The sequence below is a fragment of the Methylosinus sporium genome (genome assembly GCF_003113265.1).
Taxonomy (GTDB): domain Bacteria; phylum Pseudomonadota; class Alphaproteobacteria; order Rhizobiales; family Beijerinckiaceae; genus Methylosinus; species Methylosinus sporium.
This window is the reverse complement of record NZ_PUIV01000006.1, coordinates 162,389-170,958: the sequence shown is the minus strand read 5'-3', so window position 1 is coordinate 170,958 and position 8,570 is coordinate 162,389. Positions and strand designations below refer to the sequence as shown.

The 8,570-nt window shown below is 66.0% G+C and carries 10 protein-coding genes; 9 read left to right on the top strand and 1 reads right to left on the bottom strand.

The window, feature by feature from the left end; genetic code table 11:
• Positions 1-248: 248 nt before the first annotated feature.
• Positions 249-872 carry a response regulator FixJ gene (fixJ, locus tag C5689_RS07020; RefSeq protein ID WP_166143970.1) on the bottom strand — a complete coding sequence of 208 codons (624 nt, stop codon included), beginning with the start codon at positions 870-872 and terminating at the stop codon, positions 249-251.
• A 408-nt stretch (positions 873-1,280) separates the two neighbouring features.
• Between fixJ and C5689_RS07015 the strand changes: the two genes are divergently transcribed.
• The 9 genes from C5689_RS07015 (at position 1,281) to C5689_RS06975 (ending at position 8,493) form a co-directional block, all read left to right on the top strand.
• Positions 1,281-1,676: a hypothetical protein gene (locus C5689_RS07015; RefSeq protein ID WP_146188351.1), complete on the top strand. Its 396-nt coding sequence runs from the start codon at positions 1,281-1,283 to the stop codon at positions 1,674-1,676.
• A 128-nt stretch (positions 1,677-1,804) separates the two neighbouring features.
• The gene (locus tag C5689_RS07010) at positions 1,805-2,356 is read left to right on the top strand and encodes a NifU family protein (protein WP_108916544.1); all 552 of its coding nucleotides are present in this window, start codon (positions 1,805-1,807) and stop codon (positions 2,354-2,356) included.
• Between the two features lie 46 nt (positions 2,357-2,402).
• Positions 2,403-3,098, top strand: coding sequence for a tRNA (adenosine(37)-N6)-threonylcarbamoyltransferase complex dimerization subunit type 1 TsaB (tsaB, locus tag C5689_RS07005; RefSeq protein WP_108916543.1), 696 nt, complete (start codon positions 2,403-2,405; stop codon positions 3,096-3,098).
• A gap of 11 nt (positions 3,099-3,109) precedes the next feature.
• Positions 3,110-3,601 carry a GNAT family N-acetyltransferase gene (locus C5689_RS07000; protein ID WP_167398690.1) on the top strand — a complete coding sequence of 164 codons (492 nt, stop codon included), beginning with the start codon at positions 3,110-3,112 and terminating at the stop codon, positions 3,599-3,601.
• A gap of 61 nt (positions 3,602-3,662) precedes the next feature.
• Positions 3,663-4,451, top strand: coding sequence for a lysophospholipid acyltransferase family protein (locus tag C5689_RS06995; protein ID WP_108916541.1), 789 nt, complete (start codon positions 3,663-3,665; stop codon positions 4,449-4,451).
• Between the two features lie 116 nt (positions 4,452-4,567).
• Complete coding sequence (miaB, locus tag C5689_RS06990) at positions 4,568-5,989, top strand: tRNA (N6-isopentenyl adenosine(37)-C2)-methylthiotransferase MiaB (protein WP_108916564.1); 1,422 nt, start codon at positions 4,568-4,570, stop codon at positions 5,987-5,989.
• A complete protein-coding gene (locus C5689_RS06985) occupies positions 5,986-7,032 on the top strand; it encodes a PhoH family protein (protein WP_108916540.1) in 1,047 nt (348 codons plus the stop codon). The genes miaB and C5689_RS06985 overlap by 4 nt, the downstream gene beginning before the upstream one ends.
• On the top strand, positions 7,029-7,547 hold the full coding sequence (gene ybeY / locus C5689_RS06980) for an rRNA maturation RNase YbeY (protein ID WP_108916539.1): 519 nt from the start codon (positions 7,029-7,031) through the stop codon (positions 7,545-7,547). Before C5689_RS06985 ends, ybeY begins: the two co-directional genes overlap by 4 nt.
• The gene (locus C5689_RS06975) at positions 7,540-8,493 is read left to right on the top strand and encodes a hemolysin family protein (RefSeq protein WP_108916538.1); all 954 of its coding nucleotides are present in this window, start codon (positions 7,540-7,542) and stop codon (positions 8,491-8,493) included. Before ybeY ends, C5689_RS06975 begins: the two co-directional genes overlap by 8 nt.
• Positions 8,494-8,570 lie beyond the last annotated feature (77 nt).

The following is an 8,570-nucleotide window of genomic DNA, read 5'->3' as shown; positions in this document are numbered from 1 at the left end:
CCGCCAAAACACCGAAAATACGAAGCGTCTTCAAAACCACGCCGCCCCCGACCAATGCTCCGGGCCGCTCCCGAAGCTTCGCCGCGCGCCCAAATGACCTCGTCTCTATGTCGAAGACAAGGCCTTCCACGCAACGCCCGCGCTTTATCGCCCGCCTGTGTCCCATGCGCTACAGGACGTGGTTAACAAAAAGGACGCGCCGAGGAACCGGCGCGTCCTTCGTATGCTGGAAAATCGCCGGGCGCGGGTCAGCCCTTGCCGCGCGCCTGCTCGGCTGCCAATGACATGCGCACGAGCTCGGAGAGGCTGCCGGCGCTCATTTTCAGCATCACATTGGCGCGGTGAACCTCCACCGTGCGGACGCTGATGCCGAGTTCGCGGCCGATGACCTTGTTCGGCATTCCGTGCAAGAGACGCTCGAGCACCTCGCTCTCGCGCGCGGTGAGCGTCTGCAGACGCGCCTCGATCGTCTGCGTCTCGGCGGCGCGGAACTGCTCCTCCCGCTCATAGGCGAGCGCGAGGCGCACGCAGGCGATCAGCGCCTCATTGTCGAAAGGCTTTTCGAGAAAGTCGAAAGCGCCCTGCTTCATCGCCTGCACGGCGAGCGACACATCGGCATAAGCGGTGATGACGACGACCGGCAGCGACAAATGCCGCGCCTTCATCGCCTCCAGCAGCTCTATGCCGGTCATCTCCGGCATACGCGCGTCGGTCACGACGCAGCCCGTGTCGCCGGAATCGACGGAAGCGAGAAATCGGCTGGCGCTCTCATGCGCCCGGACCCGAAAGCCGTCCGTCGACAATAGAAGACTGAGAGAATCGCGAACGGCGTCGTCGTCGTCGACGATATGAATCGTGGCGTCTCTGCTCATCCGTTCTTGCGGAAGGGCACAAATTCGACGAGACGACTCGTCGACGAGCGCGCTCGTCAGCGGAGGCGGCTGAACCATGGTCATCCTTCGTCTCGAGTGGAACAAGCGCGTCGCGCGTTTCGACGCGCCGACACAGGGAACGCGAAGCATGGGATCGCATCGCGCAGCGACAGACAGATCATCATCAAAAGCCCCGGAATAACCAAGCGCGGAAAGGCCGAGCGAACGACGCCTGAGCCGAGTTTCGTTCGGCGTGACCCGCGCTATAACCATTATTCTGGGCAGGGCGGAGATTGACAAACTGGGGAATACACGTAGCTGGGAATCGAGCACGCGCGAATCACAAACGAGCGTTCGAATAATATTCGCGCGGCGCATCACGCTTCGTTCCATTTTCGCGCAATGGCGATGACGAGAGCATTTTTCTACTGTGGATTGTCGTCGGCGCTCGCGATGCTCGCTCCCGCTGCGGCGGAAGCGACGCGCGATGAGGATGCGCGCGTCGAATGGCTGCTTCGCATAGACGAAGCACGCGAGCGTTACGACGCTTTCGCGACGCGCGTCGTCGCCGATCGCGAGCGCGCCGTCGAGACGCGCGACGCGCGCCAAGATGCGCGCCTCGACGATCCGACCTTGCGCAAAGGCGACATCATCGTCACACAGACGGGCCTGCTGATGTTCGAAGGCTCCGACAAAATCGCGCCCGACATCTCCGATTTCGCGCCCATCGGCGAAGCGCGCGCGCGGCGCTCGGAGCATAGCGCGACGCTGCTCGGCATTTTGCGCGCCCGCCCCGCCCGCTGAGCACGCCATTGTGCGCGCCCGGCGTGAGGCGTCGTGCGCGAGGCTCGGCTGCCGCGCGGCGGATTTTGTGCTAGAGAAGCGGCGCCATCGCCACGCCGGCCTTGAACCGGACGCTGCGGAGAAGACACATGTTCATCCAGACCGAGACCACGCCCAACCCTTCCACGCTGAAGTTTCTGCCCGGCCGCCCCGTCCTCGCCGAGGGCGCGCGCGAATTCCGCTCGCCGGAAGCCGCGGCAGCCTCGCCGCTCGCCGGCGCGCTGCTGTCGATCGACGGCGTCGAAGCGGTGATGTTCGGCCCCGATTTCGTCTCCGTCACCAAGACGGGCGCCGAATGGGCGCATCTGAAGCCGGCCATTCTGGGCACGATCATGGAGCATTTCAGCTCCGGCCAGCCGATCGTCATCGACGGCGCCGAGGCCGCTCCGGCGGAGTTCTTCGATCCCGCCGACGCCGCGACGGTGGCGCAGATCAAGGAGCTGATCGCGACGCGGGTGCGGCCGGCGGTCGCCAATGACGGCGGCGACATCACTTTCCGCGGCTTTCGCGACGGAATCGTCTATGTGGCGATGAAGGGCTCCTGCTCCGGCTGCCCCTCCTCCACCGCGACGCTCAAGAACGGCATAGAGAATATGCTGCGCCATTTCGTGCCCCAGGTGAGCTCGGTGCAGCAGGTTTGAGACGCCGCTTTGAAAGCCGCGCGAAACCCGTCATAATCCGCCGGCAATGAGAATCCTCGCCATCGACACGGCGCTTCCCGCCGTCTCCGCCTGCGTGCTCGATCTGGGCGCCGCGGATCCAATCGCTATCGAGACGGCGCCGATGGAGCGCGGCCACGCCGAGGAATTGCTGCCGCTCGTCGAGCGCGTCGTCGCCGCGGCGGGCGGCGGCTTCGCCTCCATCGGACGGGTGGCGGTCACGGTCGGGCCCGGCTCCTTCACCGGCATCCGAATCGGTCTCGCGGCCGGCCAGGCCATCGCCCTCGCCGTGAAGGCGCCGATCGTCGGCGTCTCCACTCTCGCGGCGCTGGCCGCCCCTTATGTGCTCGTCCCCTTCGACGGCGTGGTGGCGGCGGCGATCGACGCCCGCCATGGCCAAGTCTATGTGACCGCCTATGGGCCGGATGGCCGCACGCTCTTGTCGCCGCGACGCGTCGGCGCCCATGAGGCGCTGCGCGCGCTCGGCTCGGGCCCGCTGCGGCTGATCGGCTCCGGCGCGCCGCTGCTGGCGGAGGAGGCGCGGCTCGCCGGCCTCGAGGCGGAGGTCGCCAGCCGCGCGCCGGCGCCCGATATCGCCTATGTCGCGCGGCTCGGCCTCGTCGCCGATCCGGCGACGGCCCCCGCCCGCCCGCTCTATCTGAAGGCGCCGGACGCCAAGCCCTCGGAGCAGCGCCCGCTGCAAGACGCCCCGGCCGAGGCATGAGCGGCGCCGTCATGAGCTTGCTCTCGACCTTCTTTCCAAGGCCCCATTATGTGATCCGCCCCATCGGCGCCGATCACGCCTATGATTGCGCCAAGATCCACGCGGCCTCTTTCGCCTTTCCCTGGTCCAAGATCGATTTCGAGAGCCTTTTGACGGACCGCACCATTCTCGCCGACGGCGCGATGAACGAGCGCCTGCTCAAGGACGAGATGGGCGGCATGGCGCTGTCTCGGCTGCTGCCGCCGGACGCCGAGATTCTGACATTCGCCGTCGATCCAGCCCGTCGCGGGGCGGGCCTCGGGCGTGCGCTGCTCGCGGCCCATATGACCAATCTCGAGCGCGGCGGCGCGCGGCTCGTTTTCCTCGAGGTGGGCGAAGACAATGCCGCAGCGCTGAAGGTCTATGAGAGGTTGGGCTATAAGATCATCGGCCGGCGCGAGAATTATTATCAGCGCCCCAATGGCGAACGTCAGGCGGCGCTGACGATGCGCTGCGAGCTGTAAGCGGCGAGAACTGCCGGCGAGGCCGTCACGAAACTGTCACTCGCGCGTTAGAGACAGGGTCATGCCCTATCTGCGCGCGATCATATTCGTCCTGGCGATGACCGGCGCCTTCGTCGTCTTCGTTCCCGTCCAATGGCTGGCGCGACGGCGTCGCTGGGCGCTGCGTCACCGCATCCAGACCGGCTTTTGCCGTGTCATGTGCCGGATCATCGGCATAGAGGTCGAGGAGAGCGGCGCGCCGGGCGGCGCGGGACCGCGATTCGTCGTCGCCAATCACGTGTCGTGGACCGACATCATCGCTCTCGCGAGCCTCTACCCGCTCGTCTTTCTTGCCAAGGCCGAGGTCGCCTCCTGGCCAGTGCTCGGCTTTCTGGCCCGGCTGCAGGGCACGGTCTTCGTCGAGCGCGGCAATCGGCGGGCGATCCCGATCGTCAATGCGGCGCTGGCCGAGCGGCTGCGGGCGGGCGACGACGTCGTCGTCTTCGCCGAGGGAACCTCGAGCGACGGCGCAGGCGTGCTGAAATTCAACGCATCGCATTTCGCCATGCTGAGCGGGCTCGCCGAGTCCAACCAGGATGCGGCGAAGCCGACGCTCGTTCCGACCGCGATCGTCTATACGCGGCGCTCGAGCACAGGCGAGCGGCTCGACGTCGGCTGGTATGGCGATATGACTTTTCTCCCGCATTTGTGGAGTCTGATGAAGCGCGGCGGCGCGAAATGTCATATACTATGGGGCGAGGCGGTGGACCCGAGCTCCGGCGACCGCAAGGCTCTCGCCGCCGCGACAGAGGCCAGCGTGCGCGAACTCTTGGCGGCCGATCTCTCGGCGGCGGGCGGCAAGCGCGCGTAATATCGCCGGGGCGTGTTCTCCGAAAAGCGCGAAGCGGTTTTCGGAGAACACGCGATCGTGCAGCTCGAGAGAGTTCCGCCAGGAGAATTGAGATTACCGACGCCGCATCTAAGCCGATCGCTCCCGCATCGCAGTCCCGCGGAGACGCGGAATCGCTTGGCAAAGCAAAAGCCTATGTGAAATCATATGGCTGCCAGATGAACGTCTATGACGCGACGCGCATGGCGGACCTGCTCGCGGCGCGCGGCTATGCGGAAGCCGCCGATGAGGACGAGGCCGATCTCGTCGTGCTCAACACTTGCCATATTCGAGAGAAGGCGACCGACAAGGTCTATTCCGAGCTCGGCCGTCTCGCCAAGCTGAAGAGCGAGCGCGGCGCCGAGGGGCGCGACTATAAAATCATCGTCGCCGGCTGCGTCGCCCAGGCCGAGGGCGAGGAGGTGCTGCGCCGCCAGCGCGCGGTCGATCTCGTCGTCGGGCCGCAGAGCTATCATCGCCTCGCCGATCTTTTGACCCGCGCCGAGGCCGGCGAACGCCTCGCCGAGACGGATTTCGCCGTCGCCGACAAATTCGCGGCGCTGCGCCGCATGGCGGCCGAGGGCAAGCGCGTGCGCGACGTCACGGCTTTCGTCACCGCTCAGGAAGGATGCGACAAATTCTGCTCCTTCTGCGTGGTGCCCTACACGCGCGGCGCCGAGGTCTCGCGACGTCCGTCTGAGATCATCGAGGAGGCGGAGGCGCTAGCCGCCGCCGGCGTGCGCGAGCTGACCATCATCGGGCAGAACGTCAACGCCTATAGCGGGACGGACCAGCATGGCGCGCCCTGGTCCCTGCCCCGGCTGCTGGCGCGGCTCGGGCGTATCGAAGGCGTCACGCGGCTGCGCTACACCACCAGCCACCCGGTCGACATGACGCAGGAGCTGATCGACGCCCATGCCGAGCTTCCCTTTTTGGCGCCCTTCGTGCATCTTCCCGTTCAATCGGGCTCGAATCGCATTTTGAAGGCGATGAACCGGCGCCATGACGCGAGCTTCTATCTGGACATCGTCGCGCGGCTGCGCGCGGCGCGGCCGGATATTGCACTCTCGTCCGACTTCATCGTCGGCTTTCCCGGCGAGACGGACGCGGATTTCGAGGCGACATTGGAGCTCATTCGCGCTGTCGGATTCGCATCCACATTTTCGTTCAAATATTCGCCGCGTCCCGGCACGCCGGGCGCCGAGCGCGAGGATCAGATCGACGAGAGCGTCAAATCCGAGCGGCTCGCCATTCTGCAGACGCTGGTCGAGGAGCAGCGGCAGGCGTTCAACGCCGCCACTGTCGGCCGCACGGTCGAGGTCTTGTTCGAGAAAGCCGGCCGGCACGAGGGTCAGATCGCCGGCAAGAGCCCCTATATGCAGCCCGTTCATGCGATGGGCGGCGCGGAGCTGATCGGAAAGACGCTGCCGGTGACGATCGTCGCCGCCGGCTCCAATTCGCTCGCCGGACGCATCGCCGGCCGCGCGATCCCAAATGATGCGAGGGAGGCCGCCCTGTGACGCTCGACCGCGAGAGACGGGTCTTCGAACAGCCGGATGCGCCGCGCTCGGGCGAGCCGGAGGCGGAAGTCACGCTCGCCTTCGAGGACAATCGTTACGCCTCGCTCGTTTTCGGCCTCTACGACCAGCATCTCGCCAAGATCGAGCGGCGGCTCGGCGTTTCCTGCTTCGCCAATGGAAATCATGTCACGCTCAAGGGTCGCTCGGAGTCCTGCGAGCACGCCCGCCGCGTTCTGGAAATTCTCTATGGCCGGGTGCAGCTCGGCCAGAATGTGGGGCTCGGCGACGTGGATGGCGCTATTCAGGAATCGGCCCGCCAGGGCAGCCTCTTTCCCGAGGCGGAGCCCGGCCGCGCCGTCTTCGAGCAGATTTCGACGCGCCGACGCGGGCCGGTGCGCGCCCGCAATCTCGCCCAGGACCTCTATTTGCGGGCGTTGAAGCGCCATGAGCTGGTCTTCGCCGAAGGGCCCGCCGGCACGGGCAAGACCTGGCTCGCCGTCGGCCATGCGGTCTCGCTGCTCGAGCAGGGAGCGGTCGAACGCATCATCCTCTCGCGCCCGGCGGTGGAGGCCGGCGAGCGCTTGGGCTTCCTGCCCGGCGACATGCGCGAGAAGGTCGACCCCTATCTCCGACCCATTTACGACGGCCTTCATGATTTCATGGACCCGCGCATGGTGGAGCGCGGCATTCAGACCGGCATGATCGAGGTGGCGCCGCTCGCCTTCATGCGCGGCCGCACGCTCACCAAAGCCTGCGTTCTGCTGGACGAGGCGCAGAACGCCACCTCCATGCAAATGAAAATGTTTCTTACCCGACTCGGCGACGGATCGCGTATGATCGTCAATGGCGACCCGTCGCAGACCGATCTCCCGCCCGGCCAAAAGTCCGGATTGAGCGAGGCGATCGCGCTGCTCTCCAACATAGAGGGCGTCGGAAGAGTGAAATTCGCCGAGGGCGATGTGGTGCGCCACGACCTCGTGCGGCAAATCGTCGGGGCCTATGAAGCCGCCGGGCGGGAGAAGGCGAAGCCTCGAGAGCCATGAGCGTCGCGATCGACATCATCGTCACCGCGCCCTGCTGGGATCAGCAGGCCGGGCTCGACGAGCTGACGCAGAGTACCGTGCGCGAGTGCGTCGCCCAGACGGCGGCGCCGCTCGCGCCGGGCTGCGAGCTGAGCGTCAATTTCACCGATGACTCGACGATTCGTGAATTGAACGCGCAATGGCGCGGCATGGACAAGCCCACCAATGTGCTCTCCTTCGAGACGCCCGGTCCGCTCGCGCGCCGCATGGCGCTCGGCGACATCGTCATCGCGCATGAGACAGTGGCGCGCGAGGCGGTGGAGCAGGACAAGAGCTTCGAAGCGCATCTCACCCATTTGCTCATTCATGGATTTCTGCATCTGATCGGCTACGACCACCAAACTCCACGGGAGGCCGAAGAGATGGAGGCTCTGGAGCGACGCATAGCGGCGGCGCTCGGCCTCAATGATCCTTACGAAGGCTCCGAGCCCGTGGCGGAGGCTTCATCCAAAGGAAAATCGAACGGCGATGTCTAGGACGGATAATGGCGAGCACGCGGCCTCGAGGCGCGAGCAGCGAAGCGGCATCGTCGATCGGCTGCGTGCGCTCATCGGGCTCGGCTCGCCCTCGGTGCGCGAGGACATTGAGGAGGCGCTGGAAGGAGCCGCCGGCGATGTGACGCCGCATGAGCGCGTGCTGCTGAGAAATGTGCTGGCCCTGCATGATCTGCGCGTCGCGGACGCGATGATCCCGCGCGCCGACATCGTCGCCGCCGCGCAGGACGCGACGCTCGGCGAGACGCTGGCGCTGTTCCGCAACGCCGGCCACTCTCGCCTGCCCGTCTATGGCGACACGCTCGACGATCCGCGCGGCATGATCCACATTCGCGATTTCGTCGATTATCTCGCCTCGCTCGCCGAGCGCGCCGAACCGGTGACGGCGGAAGCGCCGGCGCCCGGCGAACATGCGGCGACCGTGTCGCTCGCCGCGATCGATTTTTCCGCGGAGCTCTCCACCGTCACCGTGCTGAAGCCGGTGCTCTATGTGCCGCCTTCCATGCCAGCGCTCGATCTCCTCGTGAAGATGCAGGCGACGCGCACGCATCTCGCGCTCGTCATCGACGAATATGGCGGAACGCATGGCCTCGTGACGATGGAGGACATCGTCGAGATGATCGTCGGCGACATAGAAGACGAGCATGACGTCGACGAGGAGCCGCGCATAGAGGCTGTCTCCGATGGAGTCTATCTCATCGACGCCAAGGCCGATCTCGAGGAAGTGTCGCAACGGCTCGGCGTCGATTTCGCGCCGGAGGACGACGGCGCCGAGGTGACGACGCTCGGCGGGCTCGTCGCCTCGCTCGCCGGCCATGTGCCGATGCGCGGCGAGATCGTGCCCGCGCCGGTGGAAGGCTGGGAGTTCGAGATCGTCGAGGCCGATCCGCGCCGCGTCGCGCGGCTGCGGGTTCATGCGCCGAAATAGGCGCCTGTGTCATCGGAAGCTGAACGGCTTTAAAGAGCGAGCCTAAAGGCTCGCTTCTCGACACACATGAATTCAAC

Coding starts and splice junctions, on each gene's coding strand:
- fixJ (WP_166143970.1), bottom strand. CDS start 872: ATGAGCAGAGACGCCACGATTCATATCGTCGACGACGACGACGCCGTT.
- C5689_RS06975 (WP_108916538.1), top strand. CDS start 7,540: ATGTCTAGGACGGATAATGGCGAGCACGCGGCCTCGAGGCGCGAGCAG.
- C5689_RS07015 (WP_146188351.1), top strand. CDS start 1,281: ATGACGAGAGCATTTTTCTACTGTGGATTGTCGTCGGCGCTCGCGATG.
- C5689_RS07010 (WP_108916544.1), top strand. CDS start 1,805: ATGTTCATCCAGACCGAGACCACGCCCAACCCTTCCACGCTGAAGTTT.
- C5689_RS06995 (WP_108916541.1), top strand. CDS start 3,663: ATGCCCTATCTGCGCGCGATCATATTCGTCCTGGCGATGACCGGCGCC.
- ybeY (WP_108916539.1), top strand. CDS start 7,029: ATGAGCGTCGCGATCGACATCATCGTCACCGCGCCCTGCTGGGATCAG.
- C5689_RS07000 (WP_167398690.1), top strand. CDS start 3,110: ATGAGCTTGCTCTCGACCTTCTTTCCAAGGCCCCATTATGTGATCCGC.
- tsaB (WP_108916543.1), top strand. CDS start 2,403: ATGAGAATCCTCGCCATCGACACGGCGCTTCCCGCCGTCTCCGCCTGC.